Source organism: Actinomadura kijaniata, assembly GCF_014138665.1.
GTDB lineage: Bacteria > Actinomycetota > Actinomycetes > Streptosporangiales > Streptosporangiaceae > Spirillospora > Spirillospora kijaniata.
This window is the reverse complement of record NZ_JACJIA010000004.1, coordinates 532,529-556,831: the sequence shown is the minus strand read 5'-3', so window position 1 is coordinate 556,831 and position 24,303 is coordinate 532,529. Positions and strand designations below refer to the sequence as shown.

Below are 24,303 nucleotides of genomic sequence, written 5' to 3'. Positions count from 1 at the left end.
AGGAACGCTAGAACGCCGTTCGACAACCCGTCAATCGTTTGATGGAGAAGATCGAAAACACCTCCGGCGGGGAACGGGTGTCAGCCGCTCAGGTACAGGTGGCCGTCGGTCACCTCGGCCATGCGCAGGGCCACGCGCAGGATGTTCATCCGGGTCAGCAGGTGGTCCAGCAGAGGGGTCTCGTAGTGGCGCCGCCCGGCGATGACCGGGATCGTCCCGTCGTCGGGGACCGAGGTCTGCCAGTCGCGGGCCAGGGCGCTCAGCTCCTCGGCGAACGCCGCCAGCTCGTGGTGCCCCACCGTCAGCTCCCCGTCGGCCAGGCGCGCGAGGAGGGGCAGGCCGAGGCGTCCGGCGGGCTCCACCCAGTGGCGCATCACCGTGCCGTGGGCTCCCAGCGGATGCTCGTAAAGCTCTGTCTCCTGTTGGCCGGGGCCGCTGGGAGTGCCGTAAACGGCCAGGTCGAACGACATGCCGGACAGGTTAGGGCGTGCCGGAATCCGGGCGCGACGCGTTTTCCGGGCGGGAGGGGGCCGGCGCGTCGCGGCGCGTGCGCGCGTGGAGCAGGCGCGTGCGCAGGACGGCCATCGCGCCGACGCGGTTGCGGTGGGTCGTTCCCTGGTCCTCGCAGACCACGACGGTCCCCGTGGGCAGGTGGGTGATCCGCACGGCGCGGTTCCCCCCGGGGTCCGGCACGCCGCAGCCGCGCAGCCGCGGGAACTCCTCGACCCGCACGTCCTCGTCCGGGACGCGGACGGGATCGAAGGACAGCGCCATCGGCAGCACCTCCACCCGCACCCCCGGGCCGGACGGGCGGGAGCCGTCCTCGCCGGCCAGCCACCCGAACGCGCCGGGCCCGCCGATCCGCATCGTCACGGAGCGGACGTCCCACTCCCCCATCCTCCGGTCGTAGGTGCTCGCCGGTCGCCCCGCCCGTCTCGCGCGTTCCAGGTAGTCCTGCCAGAGCTCGTACGCCCGGCGCTCGCTCTCGCCGGGGTCCGCCGTGACGGTCACGAGCGCCTCACGTTCGGCGTACTCGCGGGGCGCCTCGCCGGGCAGGGCGCGGAGGCGTTCCTCCAGCGCCGCCAGCGCCGCGCGGCACTCGGCCGCCAGCGCCTCGCCCTCGGCCAGCCCCAGCAGCTCGGTGAGCTCGGCCCTCTCCGCGCGCAGCCCGTCGAACTCCTCCAGGAGCGCCTGGACGCGCCGCAGCCGGAACGCGACGATCTCGGCGGCGCTTCAATGCGCGGGGTCGGACAGCAGTCCCGCCAGCCGGGCGGCCTCCGCGCGCAGAAGTCCGTCGTCCATGCCCCCACCCTAGAAGGTCGCCCGCGCCACCTGCGCGAACGGGCCGGGAAACGGAACTCTTAGCAGCCGAGGAGCAATCGCCCGCCCGGATTGGTGGCCGGATGCGTGGCGGCGCGCCGGGGCGCGCCCCATGATCCTCCCCATGAAGACCCTCCCCCGCCTCGCGCTGGCCGCCCTGCCGCTCCTCGCCCTGCCCGGCGTCCCTCCCCTGCCCGCCCGGGCGGACGCGCCGCCGCCCCCCGGCACCCACACCCGCACCATCGCCATGGGGCGGTGGCAACGCCCCTACCTGCTGCACGTCCCCGAGGGCCGTCCGGCGCGGGGGCGGCTTCCGCTGGTGGTCGCGCTGCACGGCGGGCTCAACGACGCCGCGTACCTGACACGGCAGAGCCGCCTGAACGACCAGGCCGACAGGCACGGATTCGCCGTGGCCTATCCCAACGGGCTGCTGGGCACCTGGAACGCGGGCGGCTGCTGCTCGGTCGCGCGCGTGGCCGGGGTGGACGACGTCGGCTACCTCGACCGGCTCCTCGACACGCTCGTCCGGGAGGGGCTGGCCGACCCGCGCCGGGTGTACCTGGCCGGGTTCTCCAACGGCGGCGGCATGGCCTACCGGTACGCCTGCGAGCGCCCCGGGCGCGTCGCCGCCGTCGGCGTGGTGTCCGGGTCGCTGGCCAGCCTCTGCCATCCGCGTGAGCGGGTGTCGGTGCTGGCCTTCCACGGCACCGCCGACTTCTCGGTCCCCTACCACGGCGGCGGCAACCTCGACTTCGACGTCAAGGTCCCGTTCCTGCCGGTGCGGTGGGTCATGGACATCTGGCGGCGGCTCAACGGCCTGCCCGCGCTGTCGCGCCCCTACCTGGACCGGGGGCACACCCGCTGCCGGACCACCGGCCGCGGCCCGGACGGGACCGAGGTCGCGCTGTGCACCGTGGACGGCGGCGGCCACGAGTGGCCCACGGCCACCGGCCGGGCGGGCGTCGACGGCAGCGCCGTCCTGTGGCGCTTCTTCCGCGCCCATCCCCGGCCGGGCGGCCCCGCATGACCGTGGAGGGGTCGTCGGCAGTCTCTGGAGTCCGGTGACAAAACCCGGCGGGCGGTTTCGCCGTCGCGCCCACAGACCGCCGGGGCGGGCGTCACGATAATTCGTGCGGTGCCCGATCCCCCTTCGCACCCCGAGGACGCCCGGCTCGTCGACGCGTTGCGGGCGCGGCGGCCCGAGGCCGTCGGACAGGTCTACAACGTGCACGGGCCGCCGTTGATCGGTTACGCCGGCGCGCTGCTCGGCGACCGGGACGCGGCGGTGGAGGCCGTGCGGGCCGCGCTGCTGCGGGCCGGCGCCGCGCCGCGGGCCGTTCCCGAAGCCGGTGAGCTGCGCGAATGGCTGCACGACCTGGTCCGGCGCGAGTCGCTCGAACGCGTCCTCGGCGCCGCCTCCCCTCCCCCGCCGCCTCCGCCCGTGGCGCCGGTGGACGCGCCCACGCTGGCCGACCTCGCCGGGCCCGTCCCGGAGCCGCCGGACCCCGGACCCGCTCGGCGAAGACGGCGGCGCCTGGGGCTGGCCGGCGCGGCCGCGGCCGCCGCGCTGGTGGCGTGCGCCGCGTTCCTGCTGATTCCCGACGCGTCCGCGCCCCGGCGGCCACCGGCCGGAAGCAAGGGTCTGACGGCGCCGGCGCCGGTCGTCACCACGCCCGCGCCCTCCCCCACCGCGACGGCCTCCCCCTCGGCCTCCCTGGCCCCCAGGCCCACGGCCACCCCCTCGAAGCGGCCGGGCGAGCCCCGCGACGGGCGGCGCCGCGCCCCGCGCGGACGGCTCGCGGTCGGCGACGCCGGGTGCCGGGGGATCGGGGTCGCGGGCCTGCCCCGCACCTGCCGGATCACGCTCACCGCGCGCGGCGGGCCCGTCCGCTGGTCCGTCTCCTCGGTGTCGGGGCGGGTCTCCGCCTCCGGCGGCGGGCGGCTGGGCGGCGGCGACTCCACGTCCGTGCGCGTCACCGTGTGGCCCTCGGTCCGCTGCTACGTCGCCGGCCGGGACTCCGGCGCCGTGCGGTTCTCCCCCGGCGGGACCGCCCGGATCTCCTACACCTGCCGGCGGCGCTGACACGCCGGCATCCCGTCCCGCATGGGTGTGCGTGACCGGTGGCGGGAGAGCCGGCACCGGGGTCCGCTGGTTCGACGGCTGACGTCCCTCCTTACTTCCCTTTAACGTCCCCACCGCCATGCTCACGCCCATGCGGGTGCTGGTGGTTGAGGATGAACGGGTGCTGGCCGACGCCATCGCCGAGGGACTGCGCGAGGAGGCGATGGCGGTCGACGTCGCCTACGACGGGGACGCGGCGCTGGAGCGGGCCTCCCACACCGGCTACGACGTGATCGTGCTGGACCGGGACCTGCCGGTCGTGCACGGCGACGAGGTGTGCCGGGAGCTGGCCGCCCGGGGCGAGCCCGGACGGATCCTGATGCTGACGGCCGCCGGGGACGTCAGCGACCGGGTGGACGGGCTGGCGCTGGGCGCCGACGACTACCTGCCCAAGCCGTTCGTGTTCGGGGAGCTGGTGGCGCGGGTGCGGGCGCTCGGGCGGCGGTCCCGGCCCCCGGTGCCGCCGGTGCTGGAGCGCTCCGGGGTCCGCCTGGACCCGCACCGCCGGACCGTGACGCGCGACGGGGCCGAGGTGCGGCTCACCCGCAAGGAGTTCGCGGTGCTGGAGGAGCTGCTGCGCGCCGAGGGCGGGGTCGTCAGCGCCGAACGCCTCCTGGAGCGCGCCTGGGACGAGCATCTGGACCCGTTCAGCAACATCGTCCGGGTGACGATGGCGACGCTGCGCCGCAAGCTCGGCGAGCCGCCGGTGATCGAGACCGTCACCGGGGCGGGGTACCGGCTGTGACGCGGCCGACGGTGAACCGGCTGAGCGTGCGGACCCGGCTGACCCTGGTCTACGGGTCGCTGTTCCTGGGCACCGCCGGCGTGCTCGTCGGGGTGACGTACCTGCTGACCAGGCGGACGCTGGACCGGCATTTCGCGCCGAAGGCGGTCCGGATCAGCGCCCGGGAGATCGGGCCGCTGCCCCCGACCCCCGAGCAGCTGGCGGTCCTGCGGGAACAGGCCGAGCAGCAGATCGCCGAGCAGAAGGCCCAGGCGCTCCAGCAGATCCTGCACAGCTCGCTGGCGGTGATGGTGGTGCTCTGCCTGTCGGCCCTGCTGATCGGGTACCTCGTCGCGGGGCGGCTGCTGCGGCCGCTGCACACCGTGACCGCCACCGCGCGGCGGCTGTCGGAGAGCACCCTGCACGAGCGGATCGCGCTGGACGGCCCGCAGGACGAGATCAAGGACCTGGCCGACACGTTCGACCGGATGCTGGACCGGCTGCACCGGGCGTTCGACGCGCAGCGCCGGTTCGTCGCCAACGCCTCGCACGAGCTGCGCACCCCCCTGACGATCAACCGGACGGTGCTGGAGGTCGCGCTGGCCAGCTCCAGGAACCCGCCCGAGACCAAGGCCCTGGCGGACGTGCTGCTGGGCAACACCGCCCGCCACGAGCGCCTCATCGAGGGCCTGCTGCTGCTCGCCCGCTCCGAGCGCGAGCCGCGGGACGTGACCGACACCGCCCTGCCCGACGTCGCCCGCAGCGCCCTCGACCAGGTCGAGCACCTGGCCGGCGGCGTGGAGGTGAGCACGAGGCTGGGCGAGGCCACCGTCTTCGGCGACCCGGTGCTGCTGGAGCGCTGCGCCGTCAACCTGCTGGAGAACGCCCTCAAGTACAACCTGCCCGAGGACGGGCGCGTCTGGCTGTCCACCGGCCGGGAGAGCGGCGCGGCCGTGCTGCGCGTGGCCAACACCGGGCGGCCCGTCCCCGCCTACGAGATCGGGGCGATCTTCGAGCCGTTCCGGCGGCTGCGCGGCGACCGGGTCCGGTCCGCCGAGGGCGCGGGGCTGGGCCTGTCGATCGTGCGGGCGGTCGCGCACGCGCACGGCGGGACGGTCGAGGCGGTCCCGCGCGACGGCGGCGGCCTGGAGGTCACCGTCCGTCTGCCCGCGCGGTGAGCAGCCGGGGCACGACCTTGCCGACGGCGTTGCGCGGCAGCTCGGCCAGGAAGTGGACGTCGCGGGGCACCGCGTGGCGGGCCAGGGCCGCCTGGACGTGGGCGCGGACGGTGTCGGCGTCCAGGTCCGCGCCGGGGCGCGGCACGACGAACGCCGCCGGGCGCTGCCCCCACGCGGGGTCGGGGACGCCGACCACCGCGACCTCGTGCACGCCGGGCAGCCGCAGGATGGCGTCCTCCACGTCGCGGGGCACGACGTTCTCCCCGCCCGAGACGATCATCCCGTCCCGGCGGCCGTCCACGAACAGCAGGCCCCGGTGGTCGACGTGGCCGAGGTCGCCGGTCGCCAGCAGGCCGTCGCGGACCTCCACCGGATCGCCGCCGGTGTACCCCTCGAAGATCATTTCGTTGGCGGCGTGGATGTGCCCGATGGTGGACCGCCCCACCGGGCGGCCCGCCCCGTCCAGGATCGCGAGGGTGGTGTTGCGCGGCGGGCGGCCCGCCGTGCGCGGGTCCCGCCGCAGGTCGCGCGGGGTGGCGATCGACACCCAGGACGCCTCGGTGGAGCCGTAGACGTTGTAGAGGACGTCGCCGAACGCGTCCATGAACCGCGTGGCCAGGTCGCCGGGCAGCGGACCGCCGCTCAGCGCCATGATCCGCAGTCCGGAGGCGTCGTGGGCGGCGCGGACCTCGGCGGGCAGGTCCAGCAGGCGCCGGGCCATCACCGGGACGGCGAACACGGCCGCCTCGCGGGCGGCGGCGACGGCGCGCAGGGTCCGTTCGGGGTCGAAGCGGCGGTGCAGCACCACCGGGCAGCGCAGCGCCCACGCCATCTGCAGCGCCGCGTAGCCCCAGGTGTGGAACAGCGGGGCCTCGATGACCGCCGTGTGCCGGGTGCGCAGCGGGAGCCGCGAGGTCATCGAGGCCAGCGGGCGGATGCCGGGCCGGGCCGGGCGGCGCGCGCCCTTCGGGCGGCCGGTCGTGCCCGAGCTGAGCATCACCGTGCGCGACAGCACCGGCGGCGGGTCGAGCCGCGCCCGCGGGACGGCCCGCACGATCTGCTCCAGGGTCGGCGCGCCGGGGGCGGGCGGCCGGTCGGCCCACACCACCGCGCGCCGCAGCGCGACCGGCACCTCCGCCAGCACCGGGGCGAACTCGGCGTCGGCGACCAGCAGGCCCGGGCGCATCTCGCCGAGCACCGCCCGGGTGCGCTCCCCGCCGAAGCCGGTGTTGAGCAGCACGACCTCCACGCCGCGCTTGCTGCACGCCACCAGCGTCTCGGCCATGCCCCGGTGGTTGCGGCACAGCACGGCGACGCGGGGCCGGGGGCCGGTCAGCGGCAGCCCGGCGGCCAGCCGGGCGGCGCGGTCGTCGAGTTCGGCGAACGTCAGCGCGCCCGCGTCGTCGACGAGCGCGGTCCGGTCCGGGTCGCGGGCGGCGGCCGCCGCGACGGTCCCGGCCAGGGTGGTCCCCCAGCGGCGCAGTTCGCCCAGGTGGGCGGGGATCCGCCGGGGCGGGCCCGCCAGCACCAGGCCGCTGCGCAGCAGCAGCGACGCCAGATCGCGGGCATGGCCGGCCCGTCGTCGGGGTCCCGGGCGGTAGACGGGTCGCGCGTGCGCCACCTTGCCTCCTGGGGAGACTCCTCCGGAGCGTTGCGCACACGGTACTTACGTGACCGTAGGTTCACAAGGGCGGGGCGCGTCCCGGCCCGATGTCAGTGGTTACTGACGAGTAGTATTTCCGGTTACCAGCGAGTAGCATCCTGCTCGTGGGTACTCGTGCCGTCCGCACCGCTCGGGCGGCACGGGGCTCAACACCACCGACCACCCCAGAGGGAGGACGACCCGTGCCTCGCACCGCACGTGACGTCGTGTTCGTCGACGGCGTCCGCACGCCGTTCGGCAAGGCGGGCCCCAAGGGCCTGTACGCCGAGACCCGCGCCGATGACCTGGTCGTGCGGGCCATCCGCGAGCTGATGCGCCGCAACCCGTCCCTCCCGCCGGAGCGGGTGGACGAGGTCGCGGTGGCCGCCACCACCCAGACCGGCGACCAGGGCCTGACCATCGGCCGCTCCGCCGCCGTGCTGGCCGGGCTGCCCAAGTCCGTCCCCGGCTACGCCATCGACCGCATGTGCGCCGGCGCGATGACCGCCGTCACCACCACCGCCGCCGGGATCTCGTTCGGCTCCTACGACGTGGTGATCGCCGGTGGCGTCGAGCACATGGGCCGCCACCCGATGGGCGAGGGTGTCGACCCCAACCCGCGCTTCCTGGCCGACCGGCTCGTGGACCCGACCGCGCTGGTGATGGGCTCGACCGCCGAGAACCTGCACGACCGGTTCCCGCAGATCACCAAGGACCGCGCCGACGCCTACGCGGTGCGCAGCCAGCAGAAGGTCGCCGCCGCCTACGCCGCCGGGAGGATCCAGCCGGACCTGGTGCCGACCGCGATCCGGTCCGCCGAGAAGGGCTGGGGCCTGGCCACCGAGGACGAGCCGCCGCGGCCGGGCACCACCCTGGAGGACCTGGCCAAGCTGAAGACCCCGTTCCGCGTGGCGGGCAACGTCACCGCCGGCAACGCCGCGGGCCTGAACGACGGCGCGACCGCGTGCCTGCTGGCCGCCGAGGACGTCGCCGCCGAGCTCGGCCTGACCCCGAAGATGCGCCTGGTGGACTTCTCGTTCGCCGGCGTCGAGCCGGAGGTCATGGGCGTCGGCCCGGTCCCGGCCACCGAGAAGCTCCTGGCCCGCAACTCGCTGACCATGGACGACATCGGCCTCATCGAGATCAACGAGGCGTTCGCCGTCCAGGTGCTGGCCTTCCTGGAGCACTTCAAGATCGCCGACGACGACCCGCGCGTGAACCCCTGGGGCGGCGCCATCGCCCTCGGCCACCCGCTGGCCTCCTCCGGCGTCCGGCTGATGAACCAGCTGGCGCGCCTGTTCGAGGAGCGCACCGACGTCCGTTACGGCCTGACCACCATGTGCGTCGGCATGGGCATGGGCGGCACCGTGCTGTGGGAGAACGTGAACTGGGAGGGTGCCAAGTGAGCGCCGACATCAAGAGCATCTTCGCCGACGAGGTGGCCACCCACGCCCGCGTACGCGACGTGGCACTGCCCCACGGCGCGGGCACCCTGGCCCTGATCACCCTCGACAACGGCCACGACCACACCAAGCCGAACACCTTCGGCCCGGGCGGCCTGACCGAGCTGAACGAGGCCATCGACGCGATCGCCGGGCGCGACGACATCGTGGCCGTCGGCGTCACCGGCAAGCCGTTCATCTTCGCGGTCGGCGCGGACCTCAAGGGCGTCCCGCTCGTCCGGAAGCGCGAGGACGCCCTCGCGATCGGCAGGCTCGGCCACGACGTGTTCCGCCGCCTGGGCGAGCTGAAGGTCCCCTCCTTCGCCTACGTCAACGGCGCGGCCATGGGCGGCGGCGTGGAGATCGCCCTCCACTGCACCTACCGCACCATCTCCGCCGGCGTCCCGGCGCTGTCGCTGCCGGAGGCGTTCCTCGGCCTGGTCCCCGGCTGGGGCGGCACCTACCTGCTGCCGAACCTGATCGGCGCCGAGAAGGCCCTCAAGGTCATCATCGAGAACCCGCTCGCCCAGAACCGGCAGCTCAAGGGCAGGCAGGCGTTCGAGCTGGGCATCGCCGACGCGATCTTCGACTCGGCCGACTTCCTGGAGGAGTCCCTGGCCTGGACCGCCCGCGTCCTCAAGGGCGAGATCGAGGTCGTGCGGCCCGAGGTCGACAAGGGCGAGGCGTGGGACAACGCCGTCAACATGGCCCGCTGGACGGTGGACGGCAAGCTGCACGGCGCCGCCCCGTCCTACGTGCGCGCCATCGAGCTGGTCGCCGCCGCCAAGGACCGCTCGCGCGACGAGGGCTTCGCCGCCGAGGACGAGGCGCTGGCCGACCTCATCATGGGCGACGAGCTGCGCGCCGGGCTGTACGCGTTCGACCTCACCCAGAAGCGCGCCAAGCGCCCCGCCGGCGCGCCGGACAAGGCCCTGGCCCGCAAGGTCACCAAGGTCGGCGTCGTCGGCGCGGGCCTGATGGCCTCGCAGCTGGCGCTGCTGTTCGCCCGCCGCCTGGAGGTCCCGGTCGTGCTGACCGACCTGGACCAGGAGCGCCTGGACAAGGGCGTCGGCTACGCGCACGGCGAGATCGACAAGCTGCTGTCCAAGGGCCGGGTCTCCCCCGACAAGGCCAACCGCCTCAAGGCCCTCATCTCCGGCTCGCTGACCAAGGACGCGTTCGCCGACGCCGACTTCGTCATCGAGGCCGTCTTCGAGGAGATGAGCGTCAAGCAGAAGGTGTTCGCCGAGCTGGAGGAGCACGTCTCCCCCGAGTGCGTCCTGGCGACCAACACCTCCTCGCTGTCGGTCAGCGAGATGGCGTCCGGGCTCAGGCACCCCGAGCGGGTCGTGGGCTTCCACTTCTTCAACCCGGTCGCGGTGCTGCCGCTGCTGGAGATCGTCCGCGGCGAGCGGACCGACGACGCGGCGCTGGCCACCGCGTTCGCGGTCGGCAAGCAGCTGAAGAAGTCCTGCGTGCTGGTCAAGGACGCCCCGGCGTTCGTGGTCAACCGCATCCTGCTGCGCCTGATGGCCGAGATCATCCAGACGGTGGACGAGGGCACCCCGATCGAGGTGGCCGAGCGCGCCGCCGCGCCGCTGGGCCTGCCGATGCCGCCGTTCGTGCTGATGGGCCTGGTCGGCCCGGCGATCGCGCTGCACGTCAACGAGACGCTGCACGGCGCGTTCCCCGACCGCTTCCCGCTGTCGGAGAAGTTCGCCAAGTTCGTCGCGGCCGGCAAGCGGGGCGTCTACCTGCCCGACTTCACCCTCGACCCCGAGGCCGTGGAGCTGTTCGGCGGCGGCGACCAGCCCTCCACCGAGGAGCAGGTCCTGGAGCGGGCGCTGAACGCGCTCGCCCAGGAGATCGGGCTCATGCTCGACGAGGGCGTGGTGTCGGCTCCGCAGGACATCGACCTGTGCATGATCCTGGGCGCGGGCTGGCCGTTCCACCTGGGCGGCATCACCCCGTACCTGGACCGCGCGGGCGTCAGCGAGCGGGTCAACGGCTCCCGCTTCCTGGAGCCCGGCGTCGCGTCCCTGGCGAGGTGACGCGCCGCGCTGTGAGATAACGCGGCACCAGTCGTCCGCGCGGGGACCCGATCGCTCGTTCTGGCCCGCGCGGCACCAACTCCCCCGGTCATGCGGGGTGGTGAGGGGAAGGGGGCATCCCGGATTTCCGGGGCGCCCCCTTTCGGCCTTAGGGTCTGTTTTTGGTCACGGCCGGGTTTCGGCTGCTCCACCGAGGGTGATCATTCATCCGTCGTCGTCGTTCCCGGAAGTGACCACGTTCCGCAGTCAACCCGCCACCCCCGAGGAGCCAGAGGTGAACCTGTTCCGGACCAAATCGGTCGAGCAGTCGATCCAAGACACGGAGGAACCGGAGCACCGACTGCGCCGGGACCTCTCGGCCCTCGACCTGACCGTCTTCGGCGTCGGCGTCATCATCGGCACCGGCATCTTCGTGCTCACCGGGCAGGTCGCCAGGGACAAGGCCGGGCCCGCCGTGGCCCTGTCGTTCATCCTCGCCGCGGTCGTCTGCGGCCTGGCGGCCCTGTGCTACGCCGAGTTCTCCTCGACCGTCCCGGTCGCGGGCTCGGCCTACACCTTCTCCTACGCCACGCTCGGCGAGTTCCCCGCCTGGATCATCGGCTGGGACCTCATCCTGGAACTGGCGCTCGGCGCGGCGGTGGTGTCGGTCGGCTGGTCGGGCTACTTCGTCTCCATGCTCGACAACGTGGGGATCACGGTACCGTCGGCGCTGGCCAATCCACCGGGCGTCGAGAACGGGATCGTCAACATCCCCGCGATCGTGCTGGTGCTGCTGGTCACCGGCCTGCTGATCCTCGGCGTGAAGGTCTCCTCGCGGTTCAACGCCGTCATCGTCACCGTCAAGCTCGCGGTCGTCCTGCTGGTCATCGTCGCGGGCCTGTTCTTCGTCAAGGGCGCCAACTACACGCCGTTCATCCCCGAGGCGAAGCCCAGCCCGTCGGTGCAGGGCGCCGCCGCGCCGCTGATGCAGGAGCTGTTCGGCATCACCCCGGTCAGCTACGGCTGGCTCGGCGTCTTCGCCGCCGTCGCGATCGTCTTCTTCGCCTACATCGGCTTCGACATCGTCGCCACGGCCGCCGAGGAGGCCCGCCGCCCGCAGCGCGACCTGCCCATCGGCCTGATCGGCTCGCTGGTCATCACCGCGGTCCTGTACGCGGCGGTGTCCCTGGTCGTGGTCGGCATGCAGCACTACACCCAGCTCAGCAGCGCCGCGCCGCTGGCCGACGCGTTCAAGGCGGTCGGGCAGCCGGTGTTCGCCACGATCATCAGCGTGGGCGCCGTCGCCGGTCTCACCACCGTCGTGCTGATCCTGCTGCTGGGCCAGAGCCGGGTGTTCTTCGCGATGAGCCGCGACGGGCTGCTGCCGTCCTGGCTGGCCGCCGTGCACCCCAGGTACGGGACGCCGTACCGCTCGACCCTGATCATGGGCACGATCGTGGCGGTGCTCGCCGGGTTCATCCCGCTGGCCAAGCTCGCCGAGCTGGTCAACATCGGCACGCTGTTCGCGTTCCTGGTCGTGTCGGTCGGCGTGGTCGTCCTGCGCCGCACCCGGCCCGACCTGCCCCGCGCGTTCCGCACCCCGCTGGTCCCGCTGGTGCCGATCCTGTCGGTGCTGGCCTGCCTGTTCGTCATGCTGAACCTGCCGGTCGAGACCTGGCTGCGGTTCCTGGCCTGGATGGCCCTGGGCGCGGTCCTGTACTTCGCCTACGGCGCCCGCAACAGCCGCCTCCGCGGCCGGCGCACCGGGCACGTCCCCTTCACCAAGGGCTGACGGCCACCGGGACGGCACACCGGTGAAAGGGCACTGTGACCTCGCTCACAGTGCCCTTTCCGTCATGACGTGGGCACAATGGCGCGCATGACAGCCCCTGTGCGCGTCGCGGTGATCGGCTCGGGTCCGGCGGGGCTGTACGCCGCCGAGGCCCTCGTCAAACAGGCCGACGGGAACGTCCGCGTCGACGTGCTCGACCGGCTGCCGACGCCCTACGGGCTGGTCCGCTACGGGGTCGCGCCCGACCACCCCTCGATCAAGTCCATCGCCCGCTACCTGCAGAAGGTGCTGGAGCATCCGGCCGTCCGGTTCTTCGGGGGCGTGGAGCTCGGGCGGGACGTCACCCGCGAGGAGCTGCTCGACTGCTACGACGCGGTGGTCTACGCGACCGGCGCGATGGTGGACCGGCGGATGGGGATCCCCGGCGAGGACCTGCCGGGCAGCATCGCCGCGACCGACTTCGTCAACTGGTACTGCGGCCACCCCGACGCCGCCGACCACGTCTTCGACCTGTCGGCCGAGGAGGTCGCGGTCATCGGCGTGGGGAACGTCGCCGTCGACGTCGCGCGGATCCTCGCCCGCACGCCCGAGGAGCTGCGGCACACCGACGTCCCCGAGCACGTGCTGGAGGCGCTGGGACGCAGCCGGGTCCGGCGCGTCCACATGATCGGGCGGCGGGGCCCCGCGCAGGCCAAGTTCACCACCAAGGAGCTGCGGGAGCTCGGCGCCCTGCCCGGCTCCGAGATCCATGTGCTCCCCGGGGACATGGAGCTGGACCCGGCCAGCGCGGCGCTCGCCGAGAGCGACCGGCACGTGCGCGGCAACATCAAGGTGCTGCGCGAGTGGACCGGCCCGCCCGCCGGGGACCGGCCCCGCCGCATCGACGTGCGGTTCTGGCGGGCCCCCGCCGAGATCCTCGGCTCCACCCGCGTCGAGGGCCTGCGGCTGGAGGTCACCCGGCTCGGCGAGGACGGGCGGCTCGTCCGGACCGGGGAGTCCGAGACCCTGCCCGTCGGGCTGGTGCTGCGGTCGGTCGGCTACCAGAGCGTGCCGCTGGCGGGGGTGCCGTTCGACGAGCGCGCCCACGTCGTGCCCAACGCCGGCGGCCGCGTCCTCGGCCCCGACGGCGCGCCGGTCCCCCGCGAGTACGTCGCCGGATGGATCAAGCGGGGCCCGACCGGGGTCGTCGGCACCAACAAGTCCGACGCCGCCGAGACCGTCCGCCACCTGCTGGAGGACCACGCCGCCGGGACCTGGCCCGAACCCGACCGCAAGATCGAGGAGCTGTTCGAGGCGCGCTGCCTGCCCGTGGTGACCTACGCCGACTGGCTCAACCTGGACGCCGCCGAGATCGCCCTGGCCCGCTCCCTGGACCGCGGCGAACGCGTCAAGCTCGCCCGCTGGGAGGCCATGCGCCGCGCCTGCCACCCTTCGTGACCGCGCCCGCCCGCCGCGACAGGCCGTACGAAACCACCGAAGAGACGGCGTGGCCCGGCGCTTCCCTCCGAATCGGCGTGACCTTCCAGGCCGTATCCGGCAAACGGCCGGGCCGACCGGGACCAGCCGCCGGGAAACCATGACGCGACGGTGACCGGAGCGCTACGGTGCGCGTGTGACCGGCGGTCCAGAGCTGTACGGATTCCCCCCGCCCGGCTTGCTGCCCGATCTCAGGTGGCTCGGCCCGGACTACGTCTCCGTACTCGTCTACGACCTGACGCAGGGCTTGCTGCGCCAGGACCCCGGCACGCACGTGATGGGCGTGCGGTGCGAAGGCGAGCCGGAGATGCGGGCGACGGTCGACCCGGCCGGGGTGATCCGCGCCCACGACGCGACCTTCCCGCTCCAGCTGTTCGTCCAGGACGGCGTCGGGCGACCCTGGCGGCTACGCGGACGCTGGACCTACTCGGGCCGCGACCTGGGCACCCCCGCGGCGTCCATCACCCACTTCTGGCACCTGCTGTCCGCCGAGGGAGTGTGAGTGCCCGCGCGGGACGCGCGGGCACCCGGCGGCTCGCTACTCGGTGGGCGCGGGGGTCCTGGGCGCGGCGTGCGGGGCGACCTTCAGCACGGCGGCGGTGATGTCGCGGGCCAGGCCCTGCGGCGTCAGGCCCAGGTCCTCCAGGATCATCGCGCGCTTGGCGTGGTCCAGGAACTCCTGCGGGATGCCGTAGGTGCGGACCGGGACGTCGGTCTCGCCGTCGCGCAGCAGGCGCGCGACCGCGTCGCCGACCGCGCCGACGCGGCCGTTGTCCTCCACGACCGCGACCAGCGAGTGCTGGGCGGCCAGGTCCACCAGCGCCGGGTCCAGCGGCTTGACGAAGCGCGGGTCCACGACGGTGACGCCGATGCCCTGCGCGGCGATCAGCTCGGCCGCGGCGACCGCCGGGGTCGCCATCGCGCCGGCGGCCACCAGCAGCACGCGGGTGCCGTTGGAGCCGTCGTGGCGGGCCAGCACGTCCATCGCGCCGACCTTGTCGATCGCCTCGATGTCCTCGGCCACCGGGCCCTTGGGGAAGCGCAGCGCGGTCGGCCCGTCCTTGATCGACAAGCACTCGCGCAGCAGCTCGGCGACGCGGGCGCCGTCGCGCGGGACGGCGACGCGCATGCCCGGCACCAGCGACAGGATCGACAGGTCCCACATGCCGTTGTGGCTGGCGCCGTCGTCGCCGGTGACCCCGGCGCGGTCCAGCACGAACGTCACCGCCTGGCCGTGCAGCGCCACGTCCATCAGGACCTGGTCGAACGCCCGGTTCAGGAACGTGGCGTAGATCGCCACGACCGGGTGCAGGCCGCCCATCGCCAGCCCGGCGGCGGAGGTGACGGCGTGCTGCTCGGCGATGCCGACGTCGTAGATCCGGTCGGGGTGGGCCGCGGCGAACTCGGCCAGGCCCACCGGGTGCAGCATGGCGGCGGTGATGCCGACCACGTCGGGGCGCTCGGCGCCGATCCGGACCATCTCCTCGGAGAACACGTTGGTCCAGATGCGGCCCTTGGGCTTCTGCACGCCGGTCGCGCGGTCGTAGGGGCCGGGCGAGTGGAACTGCTCCTCGTCGTCCTGCTCGGCCGGGGTGTAGCCGCAGCCCTTGCGGGTGATGCAGTGCACGATCACCGGGCCGCCGAAGTCGTGGGCCCTGCGCAGCGCGTGCTCGACCGCCTGCTCGTCGTGGCCGTCGATCGGGCCGACGTACTTCAGGCCGAGGTCCTCGAACATCGCCTGGGGCTGGAGGATGTCCTTCAGGCCCTTCTTGATGCCGTGCAGCGCCTCGTAGGCGACGTTGCCGACGACCGGGGTCCTCGGCAGGTTCCGCTTGACCAGTTCGAGGGCGTGCTCGTAGGTCGGGGTCACCCGCAGGCCGGCCAGGTGGCTGGCCAGGCCGCCGATGGTCGGCGAGTAGGAGCGGCCGTTGTCGTTGACGACGATGATGACGCGGCGGTCCTTGCCGTCGGCGATGTTGTTGAGGGCCTCCCAGCACATGCCGCCGGTCAGCGCGCCGTCACCGACCACCGGGACGACCACCCGGTCGCCCTCGCCGTTCAGCTCGAACGCCTTGGCCAGCCCGTCGGCGTAGGACAGGGCCGTGGAGGCGTGCGAGTTCTCGATGACGTCGTGCTCGGACTCGGCCCGGCTGGGGTAGCCGGAGATGCCGCCGCGCTGCTTGAGCAGGCCGAAGTCCTGCCGCCCCGTCAGCAGCTTGTGCACGTAGGCCTGGTGCCCCGTGTCGAAGAGGATCTTGTCGCGCGGCGAGTCGAAGACCCGGTGCAGCGCGATGGTCAGCTCGACCACGCCGAGGTTGGGGCCGAGGTGCCCACCGGTCTTGGCGACCGCGTCCACCAGGAAGTCCCTGATCTCGTCCGCGAGCTGCGGCAGTTGCGCGGCGTCCAGTCGTTTGAGGTCCTCCGGCCCCTTGAGCGACTTCAGCAGGCTCACGCGTTTCAACTCCTCCATCGGGGGCCCGGTACCCCCGCTCGTCGGACCGCTCCGAGTTTAGTCCCGGTTTGCCCGCGCCGCGCCGGGGCTCGCGGGCCTCCGCCGACCCGCACGACATTCCCGTACCGTCCCCACACCGTCCGCACACCGTGTTCGACAGACAGGAGGCGCATGAGCGTCGAGGAGATCGTGCTGCTCAACGAGGCCGATGAGGCGATCGGCACCGCTCCCAAACTCTCCAGCCATCATGCCCGCACCCCCTACCACTTGGCCTTTTCCTCCTACGTGGTCAATCCGGAAGGCAAGGTGCTCATCACCCGCAGGGCACTGAGCAAGCGGACGTTCCCCGGCGTGTGGACGGGGAGCTGCTGCGGCCATCCCGGCCCCGGCGAGGGGCTGCGCGACGCGGTGGCGCGGCGGCTGCGCGACGAACTGGGTGTGATGGTGGACACGGTCACCCCCGTCCTGCCCGGGTTCCGGTACCGCGCCACGGCCGCCGACGGGACGGTGGAGCACGAACGCTGCCCCGTGGTCCGCGCCACGACCTCCCAGACCTCCCTGGCCCTCGACCCCGACGAGGTCGAGGAGGCGCGGTGGTGGACGTGGGAGGAGTGCGTGGCGCTGGTGGACCACCCCGACGCCTCCCCCTGGTACCGCCTCCAGATGGCCGAGCTGGTCCCGCTGGGACCGCCGCTGGAGTGGCCCGACGCGGGCGTGGCGGACCTGCCCCCGGCGCTCACCTGGTGAACGCGGCCGGGCCGCGGCGGGGCGCGCTCCCCCGCCGCGGCCCGGCGCCCCGCGGACCTTCGTAACCTCCAGATCTCGGTTCCTTATGGCCTGTTGACCGCCGCAACGGATGAACGGACGCTTGTTTCTCACGGGCACCGAAGGGACGAGCGATGCTTGGACGTGCAACCGGACGGCGGGCGGTCGCGGCCGTCGCCGCCGTGCTCCTTGGCGGGACGCTGGGCCTGACGGCCTGCGGCGGAGGCGACGACGGCGGCGGCAAGGGCGGCGGCGACGCCTCCAGGGTCGAGGTGTTCTCCTGGTGGACCGGTCCCGGTGAGGCCGACGGGCTCGCCGCCATGATCGAGGAGTTCAAGCGCAGGAACCCCGGCACCCAGGTCGTCAACGCCGCCATCGCGGGCGGCTCGGGGACCCAGGCGCAGGCGGTGCTGGCCAGCCGCCTGCAGAACCGCAAGCCGCCGGACTCGTTCCAGGGCCACGCGGGCGCCGAGCTGCTCGACTACATCAAGGCCGGGCAGATCGAGCCGCTGGACTCCTTCTACGACGAGAACAACCTGCGGTCGAGCTACCCGCAGCAGCTCCTCCAGCAGATCACCTACCAGGGCAGGATCTACTCGGTGCCGGTGAACATCCACCGCTCCAACATCCTCTGGTACAACCCGAGGATCCTGAAGGACGCGGGGCTGTCCGGGCCGCCGAAGACGATCGCCGAGTTCAAGACCGCGCTGAAGACGGTCAAGGACAGGACCGGCAAGGTGCCGCTGTCGCTGGGCGCGCAGTGGACCGCCGACCACCTGCTGGAGAACGTGCTGCTCGGCGTCCTCGGCGCGGACGCCTACAACGCGCTGTGGAAGCCCGGCGCGGACTGGTCCAGCCCCGCGGTCACCGCCGCCCTCAACGACTTCGCCGAGATCATGAAGTACACCACCGCCGAGGCCGCCTCCACCGACTGGCAGGGCGCCTCCAAGGCCGTGGTGGACGGCAAGGCCGCGTTCAACATCATGGGCGACTGGGCCTACGGCTACTACGTCAACCCCGCCCCGAACGGGCTCGGCAAGAAGGTCGACGCCGACTTCGGGTACGCGCCCGCGCCCGGCACCGGCGGCACCTACATGTGGCTGTCGGACAGCTTCACCCTCCCCAAGGGCGCGCCGCACCGCGGCGGGGCGCTGGCCTGGCTGAAGGTCGCCGCCAGCAAGGAGGGCCAGGACCTGTTCAACCCCAAGAAGGGCTCGATCCCGGCGCGCAAGGACGCCGACAGGTCCCTCTACAAGGGGTACCTGGAGTACGCGTTCAACGAGTGGAACAAGCCCGGCGTCAAGCTGGCCGGATCGTTCTGGCACGGCGTGTACGCCAGCAAGAGGTGGCACACCGACATCGACACCGCGGTGGGCCTGTTCCTCCAGGGCAAGGACGTCGGCAAACTCCAGTCCGCCCTGGTGAACGCGGCGAAGAACAACGCCCAGTAATGCCGCGCGGGAACGCGGGGGCGCGGCGCCTTCCGGGCGGGCGGGCGCCGCGGTGGCTGCCCGGGCTGCTGCTGGTCGCGCCCTCGATCCTGGCGATCGGCCTGTTCGTGTACGGGCTGATCTTCTGGAACCTGCGGGTGGCGGTCAGCGGCAGGCACGACGAGGTGACCCCGTACGGGTTCGACAAGGGGCGCAACTTCGTCGACCTGTGGGACGACCCGAGCTGGCCGCCCGCCGTGCGGCACGCCCTGCTGTTCACGGTGGTGTTCGTGGGCGGGGCGCTGCTGCTGGGGGCGCTGCTGGCGTTCCTGATGGAGAAGGGCATCGCCGCCGAGGCCGGGTTCCGGGCGGTGTACCTGTTCCCGATGGCGATCTCGTTCATCGCCGCCGGGGTGGTGTGGCGGTGGCTGATGAACCCCGCGCCGCCCGAACGCGCCGTCGGCCTCAACCAGCTGTTCGGCGACCTCGGCCTGGACGCCCTGGCCAACGACTGGTGGCAGAACCCCACCTGGGGCATGGCCGCGATGGCGATCCCGGCGATCTGGCAGATGTCGGGGTACGTGATGGCGCTGTACCTGGCCGGGTTCCGGGGCGTCCCGGACGAGCTGCGGGAGGCGGCCCGGGTGGACGGGGCCTCGGAGTGGCAGGTCTACCGGTACGTGGTGTTCCCGCAGCTCCGGCCGGTGACGCTGTCGGCGCTGATCATCCTCGGGCACATCTCGCTGAAGGTGTTCGACCTGATCATGGCGATCGCGGGCAAGCAGATCATCACCTATGTCCCGGCGATCGCGACCTACGTGGAGGTGTTCGACCGGCATGACCCGGCCAACGGCGCCACCATCGCCACCTACCTGCTGCTGGCGGTGGCGTTGCTGGTGATCCCCTACCTCGTCTGGTCGGTACGGGCGGAGCGAGTCCGATGATGAACCTCGACGACATGGCTGGTGATCCCCGCCCTGCCCTCCTGTGGTCGATACGGACGGAGCGAGTCCGATGACGAACCTCGACGACATGGCTGGTGATCCCCGCCCTGCCCTCCTGTGGTCGGTACGGGCGGAGCGAGTCCGGTGAGGGCCTCCCCGGTGGGGCGGACGGTCCGCCTCACGGTGCTGCTGGCGTTCCTGGTCGTGTTCCTGATCCCGGTGTACGTGCTGGTGGTGACCAGCTTCAAGCCGCTGGACGAGGCCGACCCGGCCGCGGCGTGGGAGCTGCCGTCGAGCTGGAGCCTGGACGGCTGGAGCGGCGCGTGGGAGACGTTGCGGCCGGGACTGGCCAACAGCTTCAAGATCGCGGTGACGGGGTCGCTGATCGCGGCGGCGCTGGGGTCGCTGAACGGCTACGTGCTGTCCAAGTGGCGCTTCCCCGGCTCGGACGCGGTGTTCACGCTGTTCCTGTTCGGGATGTTCATCCCCTACCAGGCCGTCATGATCCCGCTGGCCGGGCTGCTGACGCGGATGGAGCTGGCCGGGACCATCCGGGGGCTCGTGCTGGCGCACGTGGTGTACGGCATCCCGATCTGCACGCTGATCTTCCGGAACTACTACGTGACCATCCCGAACGAGCTGATCGAGGCGGCGCGGGTGGACGGCGCGGGCCTGCTGCGCACCTACTCCTCGATCGTGCTGCCGGTGTCGGGCCCGGCGTTCGCGGTCACGCTGATCTGGCAGTTCACCTCGCTGTGGAACGACTTCCTGTTCGCGGTGTTCCTCGGCGCGCCCGACTCCTGGCCGGTCACGGTCATGCTGAACAACACCGCCGGGTCGGGCGCGGTCGCGGTGCAGTACAACCAGCAGATGGCGGCGGCGCTGCTGGCGTCGCTGCCCACGCTGGTGGTGTACCTGCTGCTGGGCCGGTTCTTCATGCGGGGGCTGATGGCCGGGGCGCTCAAGGGGTGACCGGCCCCGGATAAGCGGGCGCTGACTTTTTCGGCCGACCCCCTTCACCGCCGGATGCGTGATCACTACACTGCGCGATGGGAGCACCACGTTCCCCGCCGCCCCCGCCCGTCACGGCGGCCCCGTTGTCCCGACCATTCCGGCGCCGGACGTCAACCCCGGTGCCGCCTCGGACGTCACACCGGTGACCGAGGTATCCGCGCCACCCCCCGGCAAGGAGCCACATGGGCATCAGACGACTCGCCGCCCTCGGCGCCGTCTCCGGCGCCACGCTGCTCGGGGCCGCCGCCCCGGCCACGGCGGCTCCCCATCCCCCGCGGAACGACCCGGGCGACCAGCCGGTCGGCCCGCCGCGCATCAAGGCGCAGCCGAACCCGTTCCGGCCCGGCGACAACCTCAACCTCCAGGTCACCGGCTGCGAGGAGGAGCCGAAGGCCAACGGCCCCCGCAACGAGATCTTCTTCAAGGGCGAGCCGACCTCGTTCGACGACGAGGGCGGCGGCGTGTGGACCGCCATCGCCTCCACCCGCACCGACCTGAAGCCGGGCCGCACCTACGTCACCGAGTTCTTCTGCGTGACCCCCAAGGGGCCGGCGGGCTTCACGCTGCGCGCCACCGTCGCCGGCAAGCCCAAGCCGCCGGACGACGATCCGCCCGGCGACGACCCCGGCCCCGGCCGGCCGCCCGCCGACCCCCGCTTCCGCTTCGACCACGGCGACGTGCGGCTGACGACCCGCCGCGCCGAGCCCGGCCGGACCGTCGGGATCCGGGTGACCTGCCCGAGCAGCGTGCGGGCGTACTCGGCGTCGTTCAGCAGCCAGCCGCGCATGGAGTGGGTCCAGAAGAACAGGTGGGAGGGCGTCGGCCGGTACCGGACGCACCTGCCGTCGATCGTGCGGCTGACGGTGGAGTGCGTCGGGTACGGCAAGGTGTCGTTCAGCACCGAGCCGGGCCGCCCCGAGGTGGACGACGGCGGGCCCACCATCCCGCGCGGCGCGCCCGACACCGGCGACGGCAGCGCCCTGTCCCGTTCCGGCGGCGGGTCCGCCGACGCCGCCGGGCCGCTGGCGGCCTCGCTGGTCGCGCTGGCCGGCGCGGGCCTGGCGCTGCGCCGCCGCACCGCCCGGGAGGACGGCTGATGGTGGCCGCGGGCCGTCGCGCGGCGGCCTGCGGTCTGCTGCTGGCCCTGCTCGCCGGAGCGACCGCCGCGTGCGGCGAGGAGGACTACGACGGCGGCCCGATCGACCCGGGCGGATCGGCCGCCGCCGCGCCCGCCGCCGTCCGGCCGCTCGCCCGGTCGCTGCCCGAGCGCATCGAGATCCCCCGGCTCGGCGTCTCCGCGCCCGTCAGCGAACTCGGCCTGAAACCCGACGGCCGGATCGAGGAGCCGCCGCTCAGCCGGCCGAACCTGACCGGCTGGTGGAAGAAGGGACCCACGCCCGGCGAGGGCGGCCCGTCGGTGATCCTCGGGCATGTCGACGCGATGCGGAAGCCCGCCGTCTTCCACCGGCTCAAGGAGCTGAAGCGGGGCGACCGCGTGAAGGTGACGCGCCGGGACCGCACGACGGCGACGTTCGCGGTCGAACGCGTCGAGCAGGTGGCGAAATCGTCGTTCCCCGGCGAGAAGGTGTATGCCGAGGACATCGACTACGCGGCGCTGCGTCTGGTGACGTGCGGCGGGTCGTTCGACGCGGGTACGGGCCACTATCGCGACAATGTCATCGTCTATTCCCGTATGGTGGCCAACTGACCGTGCCGCACCGGACGTTCCGGCGCGGCCGACTGACGCGCGGGTGGGGCCGGCGCCGGGAACCGGGCGCCGCCGCTCGCGCGTTGCGGTCACGAGGGAGACCATGGCGAGCACGGGAGGTGACGGCGTGCAGGCGATCAGTGTTCAGCAGCCCTGGGCCTTCGCGATCGCCAGGGGCGGCAAGAGCGTCTGCAACCAGCCCCTGCCCACCGCCTACCGCGGCCCGGTCCTCATCCACGCCTCGATGCGGGTCGACCTCAAGGCGTGCGACTCGCCCCTGGTGCAGCGGGCGGGCTGGAACCCGCGCGACCCCCTGGCCACGCTCGGCGCGGTGATCGCCGTGGCGGAGGTCGTGGACGTGTGCTCCGCCACGGCGACGAACGGCTCCTGCGACTGCGGCCCGTGGGCCGAGCCCGGGGCCCACCACTGGAGGCTGGCGGAGGTCCTGCCGTTGCCGCGCCCGGTGGTGGCGCTGGGGCGGCCGGGGTTGTGGGAGCCCCAGCCGACCCTGGTCACCGAAGTCCGCACGATGCTGGCCGCCACCGCGGCCCTGCACCGCTCTTAGGACGCGTTCGGGGTCTCTCGCGGGCTTCGGCCCTACGCGCTCTCGTCTCCGGCGGCCTCGGCCGCTTCGCGGAGGCGGGCGAACTCCGCGGCCATCCGGTCCAGGGGCCGGCTCGCGTTCAGGCCGCTGAGCGAGCCGGGTGCAGCACCCACACCTCAGCCAGCGGCAACCCGCAGGCGGGCGAACTCCTCAGCGATCCGCTCAAGCGGCCAGGAGGCGTTGAGGCCGCTCGGGTTGGGCAGCACCCATACCCGGGCGGGGCCGATGCGGTCGTCCTGCGGACCGATCTGCGCCTTCCTGTCGCCGAACGCGGTGCGGTAGGCCGTGACCCCGGCGACGCCCAGGTAGGCGGGGCGGTAGCGCTCGACGAGCGCCACCAGGCGTTCGCCGCCCTCGCGGAGTTCGGTCTCGGTGAGTTCGTCGGCGCGGGCGGTGGTGCGGGGCGCCAGGTTGGTGATCCCGAGGCCGTAGGAGGGCAGCAGGTGCTGTTCGGCGGGGCGCAGCTGGCGTTCGGTGAAGCCCGAGCGGTGCAGGGCGGGCCAGAACCGGTTGCCCGGACGGGCGAAGTGGTGCCCGGTGGCCCCCGAGTACAGCCCGGGGTTGATTCCGCAGAACAGCACCCGCAGCGTCGACCCCTCCGGCGGCAGGATGTCGGGGATCAGCTTGTCGCGGGCGGCTTCGAGGTCGGCCTTGGTCGGACGCATCACATCAGGCTACGTACCACGAGTGTGACGGCTGATGCGCCCACGACCACGAGGATTCCGGTGCGCATGCGGCCCGCGTCCAGGTGGCGGCGCAGCGGGCCCGCGACGGCGAAGCCCGCCAGCACGAACGGCGTCAGCGCCAGCCCCGCCGTGACCTGCCGGTACGGCAGCTGGCCCGTCGCGGCGAGGGTGAGCAGCGACAGCAGGGCCCCGACCGTGAAGAACACCGCCAGGGTGGCGCGGACGCGGGGCCCGCTCTCGCGCTGGTAGAGCAGGGCGATGGGCGGGCCGCCGATGGAGGACGCCGTTCCGGTGGCGCCGGAGACCAGCCCGGCGGCGGCCAGGGTGGCGCGGTTGCGGGGGACGTCGCCCGACCACAGGGACGCGGCCAGCGCGGCGAGCACGACGAGGCCGATGACCGCGCCGAGCGGCCCCGGCGGGACCGACGCCACCACCCAGACGCCCAGCGGCGTCCCGGCGACGCGCCCGGCGAACGCCCAGCCGAGCCCCCGCAGGTCGGCGTGGCGGATCTCCCGGGCGAGGGTCGCCAGCGGCAGGACGGTCGCGGCGACCAGGATCGCGCCGGGCATCAGGGTGGGGAACAGCAGCGTCACCACGGGCGTGGCGACCAGGCCGACGCCCAGGCCGACGCTGCTCTGCACGATCGCGCCGAGCAGCACGGCCAGGCCGCCGACGACCAGGAAGTCGAGGTGGGGCATAACGCCGCGGAACGCTACACCCCCACTCTTCCGATCGGTTCAGGCGGATGCGTCGATGAGCGCGGCCAGCCAGGCCAGGCGACGGCGGCGGCGGCGCGCGCCTCGGCGGTCTCGTCGAGCGCGGCGCGGACGTGGCGGCCGCGTTCGGTCTCCAGGTGCCGGGCGGCGCCTCCGGCGCGGGCGCAGCCCTCAGCTCATCGATCTTCCTGGTCACGTCGTCGTTCACGGGCAAGGCGGGGATGCGGACCGGTATTCCGGCCAGGCACATACGTCCGC

General features: G+C 73.3%; 22 protein-coding genes. 16 read left to right on the top strand and 6 right to left on the bottom strand.

The window, feature by feature from the left end:
• Positions 1–80: 80 nt before the first annotated feature.
• Both HNR61_RS18580 and HNR61_RS18575 read right to left on the bottom strand, forming a co-directional pair.
• Complete coding sequence (locus HNR61_RS18580) at positions 81–470, bottom strand: hypothetical protein (RefSeq protein ID WP_182844393.1); 390 nt, start codon at positions 468–470, stop codon at positions 81–83.
• A gap of 10 nt (positions 471–480) precedes the next feature.
• A complete protein-coding gene (locus HNR61_RS18575; RefSeq protein WP_220509546.1) occupies positions 481–1,206 on the bottom strand; it encodes a PCRF domain-containing protein in 726 nt (241 codons plus the stop codon).
• Between the two features lie 238 nt (positions 1,207–1,444).
• Between HNR61_RS18575 and HNR61_RS18570 the strand changes: the two genes are divergently transcribed.
• The 4 genes from HNR61_RS18570 (at position 1,445) to HNR61_RS18555 (ending at position 5,344) form a co-directional block, all read left to right on the top strand.
• Positions 1,445–2,347, top strand: a complete 903-nt coding sequence (locus HNR61_RS18570; RefSeq protein WP_182844391.1) for a CE1 family esterase — start codon at positions 1,445–1,447, stop codon at positions 2,345–2,347.
• A 108-nt stretch (positions 2,348–2,455) separates the two neighbouring features.
• Positions 2,456–3,403, top strand: coding sequence for an RNA polymerase sigma factor (locus HNR61_RS18565; protein ID WP_182844390.1), 948 nt, complete (start codon positions 2,456–2,458; stop codon positions 3,401–3,403).
• A gap of 130 nt (positions 3,404–3,533) precedes the next feature.
• Complete coding sequence (locus HNR61_RS18560) at positions 3,534–4,187, top strand: response regulator transcription factor (protein ID WP_182844637.1); 654 nt, start codon at positions 3,534–3,536, stop codon at positions 4,185–4,187.
• Positions 4,184–5,344 (top strand): sensor histidine kinase, encoded by a 1,161-nt coding sequence (locus HNR61_RS18555; protein WP_312897961.1) that lies wholly within the window; start codon positions 4,184–4,186, stop codon positions 5,342–5,344. Before HNR61_RS18560 ends, HNR61_RS18555 begins: the two co-directional genes overlap by 4 nt.
• Here the strand turns inward: HNR61_RS18555 and HNR61_RS18550 are convergent.
• Positions 5,319–6,965, bottom strand: coding sequence for an AMP-binding protein (locus tag HNR61_RS18550; protein ID WP_182844389.1), 1,647 nt, complete (start codon positions 6,963–6,965; stop codon positions 5,319–5,321). The two genes, HNR61_RS18555 and HNR61_RS18550, sit on opposite strands and share 26 nt — an antisense overlap.
• Before the next feature lie 224 nt (positions 6,966–7,189).
• Here HNR61_RS18550 and HNR61_RS18545 point away from each other — a divergent pair, with 224 nt between their 5' ends.
• The 5 genes from HNR61_RS18545 (at position 7,190) to HNR61_RS18525 (ending at position 14,228) form a co-directional block, all read left to right on the top strand.
• A complete protein-coding gene (locus HNR61_RS18545; RefSeq protein ID WP_182844388.1) occupies positions 7,190–8,392 on the top strand; it encodes a thiolase family protein in 1,203 nt (400 codons plus the stop codon).
• Positions 8,389–10,479, top strand: coding sequence for a 3-hydroxyacyl-CoA dehydrogenase NAD-binding domain-containing protein (locus tag HNR61_RS18540; RefSeq protein ID WP_182844387.1), 2,091 nt, complete (start codon positions 8,389–8,391; stop codon positions 10,477–10,479). Before HNR61_RS18545 ends, HNR61_RS18540 begins: the two co-directional genes overlap by 4 nt.
• A gap of 274 nt (positions 10,480–10,753) precedes the next feature.
• Positions 10,754–12,250, top strand: a complete 1,497-nt coding sequence (locus tag HNR61_RS18535) for an amino acid permease (protein ID WP_182844386.1) — start codon at positions 10,754–10,756, stop codon at positions 12,248–12,250.
• A gap of 87 nt (positions 12,251–12,337) precedes the next feature.
• Positions 12,338–13,687 carry an FAD-dependent oxidoreductase gene (locus HNR61_RS18530; protein WP_182844385.1) on the top strand — a complete coding sequence of 450 codons (1,350 nt, stop codon included), beginning with the start codon at positions 12,338–12,340 and terminating at the stop codon, positions 13,685–13,687.
• A gap of 175 nt (positions 13,688–13,862) precedes the next feature.
• A complete protein-coding gene (locus tag HNR61_RS18525; RefSeq protein ID WP_182844384.1) occupies positions 13,863–14,228 on the top strand; it encodes a hypothetical protein in 366 nt (121 codons plus the stop codon).
• Between the two features lie 36 nt (positions 14,229–14,264).
• Here HNR61_RS18525 and dxs read toward each other — a convergent pair whose 3' ends face one another.
• The gene (dxs, locus tag HNR61_RS18520) at positions 14,265–16,178 is read right to left on the bottom strand and encodes a 1-deoxy-D-xylulose-5-phosphate synthase (protein ID WP_182844383.1); all 1,914 of its coding nucleotides are present in this window, start codon (positions 16,176–16,178) and stop codon (positions 14,265–14,267) included.
• A gap of 171 nt (positions 16,179–16,349) precedes the next feature.
• On the opposite strand from dxs, the gene idi reads away from it, so the two are divergent.
• The 7 genes from idi (at position 16,350) to HNR61_RS18485 (ending at position 22,604) form a co-directional block, all read left to right on the top strand.
• Positions 16,350–16,925 carry an isopentenyl-diphosphate Delta-isomerase gene (idi, locus tag HNR61_RS18515; RefSeq protein ID WP_182844382.1) on the top strand — a complete coding sequence of 192 codons (576 nt, stop codon included), beginning with the start codon at positions 16,350–16,352 and terminating at the stop codon, positions 16,923–16,925.
• A gap of 152 nt (positions 16,926–17,077) precedes the next feature.
• Complete coding sequence (locus HNR61_RS18510) at positions 17,078–18,394, top strand: ABC transporter substrate-binding protein (protein WP_182844381.1); 1,317 nt, start codon at positions 17,078–17,080, stop codon at positions 18,392–18,394.
• The gene (locus HNR61_RS18505) at positions 18,394–19,317 is read left to right on the top strand and encodes a carbohydrate ABC transporter permease (protein ID WP_182844380.1); all 924 of its coding nucleotides are present in this window, start codon (positions 18,394–18,396) and stop codon (positions 19,315–19,317) included. Before HNR61_RS18510 ends, HNR61_RS18505 begins: the two co-directional genes overlap by 1 nt.
• Positions 19,318–19,461: 144 nt before the next feature.
• Positions 19,462–20,289 carry a carbohydrate ABC transporter permease gene (locus HNR61_RS18500; protein WP_312897960.1) on the top strand — a complete coding sequence of 276 codons (828 nt, stop codon included), beginning with the start codon at positions 19,462–19,464 and terminating at the stop codon, positions 20,287–20,289.
• A 224-nt stretch (positions 20,290–20,513) separates the two neighbouring features.
• On the top strand, positions 20,514–21,428 hold the full coding sequence (locus HNR61_RS18495; RefSeq protein WP_182844378.1) for a hypothetical protein: 915 nt from the start codon (positions 20,514–20,516) through the stop codon (positions 21,426–21,428).
• Positions 21,428–22,039, top strand: a complete 612-nt coding sequence (locus HNR61_RS18490; protein ID WP_182844377.1) for a class F sortase — start codon at positions 21,428–21,430, stop codon at positions 22,037–22,039. Before HNR61_RS18495 ends, HNR61_RS18490 begins: the two co-directional genes overlap by 1 nt.
• A gap of 103 nt (positions 22,040–22,142) precedes the next feature.
• The gene (locus HNR61_RS18485; RefSeq protein WP_220509468.1) at positions 22,143–22,604 is read left to right on the top strand and encodes an ASCH domain-containing protein; all 462 of its coding nucleotides are present in this window, start codon (positions 22,143–22,145) and stop codon (positions 22,602–22,604) included.
• 155 nt (positions 22,605–22,759) lie between these two features.
• On the opposite strand, the gene mug is transcribed toward HNR61_RS18485, so the two are convergent.
• Both mug and HNR61_RS18475 read right to left on the bottom strand, forming a co-directional pair.
• Positions 22,760–23,308, bottom strand: coding sequence for a G/U mismatch-specific DNA glycosylase (gene mug, locus HNR61_RS18480; RefSeq protein WP_182844376.1), 549 nt, complete (start codon positions 23,306–23,308; stop codon positions 22,760–22,762).
• The gene (locus HNR61_RS18475) at positions 23,308–24,027 is read right to left on the bottom strand and encodes a sulfite exporter TauE/SafE family protein (protein ID WP_182844375.1); all 720 of its coding nucleotides are present in this window, start codon (positions 24,025–24,027) and stop codon (positions 23,308–23,310) included. The genes mug and HNR61_RS18475 overlap by 1 nt, the downstream gene beginning before the upstream one ends.
• Positions 24,028–24,303: the final 276 nt, after the last annotated feature.

What these genes read in the sequence shown, in the direction of transcription:
- HNR61_RS18580 (WP_182844393.1), bottom strand. Translation starts at nt 470, where the DNA reads ATGTCGTTCGACCTGGCCGTTTACGGCACTCCCAGCGGCCCCGGCCAA.
- HNR61_RS18570 (WP_182844391.1), top strand. Translation starts at nt 1,445, where the DNA reads ATGAAGACCCTCCCCCGCCTCGCGCTGGCCGCCCTGCCGCTCCTCGCC.
- HNR61_RS18560 (WP_182844637.1), top strand. Translation starts at nt 3,534, where the DNA reads ATGCGGGTGCTGGTGGTTGAGGATGAACGGGTGCTGGCCGACGCCATC.
- HNR61_RS18530 (WP_182844385.1), top strand. Translation starts at nt 12,338, where the DNA reads ATGACAGCCCCTGTGCGCGTCGCGGTGATCGGCTCGGGTCCGGCGGGG.
- idi (WP_182844382.1), top strand. Translation starts at nt 16,350, where the DNA reads ATGAGCGTCGAGGAGATCGTGCTGCTCAACGAGGCCGATGAGGCGATC.
- HNR61_RS18510 (WP_182844381.1), top strand. Translation starts at nt 17,078, where the DNA reads ATGCTTGGACGTGCAACCGGACGGCGGGCGGTCGCGGCCGTCGCCGCC.
- HNR61_RS18505 (WP_182844380.1), top strand. Translation starts at nt 18,394, where the DNA reads ATGCCGCGCGGGAACGCGGGGGCGCGGCGCCTTCCGGGCGGGCGGGCG.
- HNR61_RS18495 (WP_182844378.1), top strand. Translation starts at nt 20,514, where the DNA reads ATGGGCATCAGACGACTCGCCGCCCTCGGCGCCGTCTCCGGCGCCACG.
- HNR61_RS18490 (WP_182844377.1), top strand. Translation starts at nt 21,428, where the DNA reads ATGGTGGCCGCGGGCCGTCGCGCGGCGGCCTGCGGTCTGCTGCTGGCC.
- HNR61_RS18485 (WP_220509468.1), top strand. Translation starts at nt 22,143, where the DNA reads ATGGCGAGCACGGGAGGTGACGGCGTGCAGGCGATCAGTGTTCAGCAG.
- mug (WP_182844376.1), bottom strand. Translation starts at nt 23,308, where the DNA reads ATGCGTCCGACCAAGGCCGACCTCGAAGCCGCCCGCGACAAGCTGATC.
- HNR61_RS18475 (WP_182844375.1), bottom strand. Translation starts at nt 24,027, where the DNA reads ATGCCCCACCTCGACTTCCTGGTCGTCGGCGGCCTGGCCGTGCTGCTC.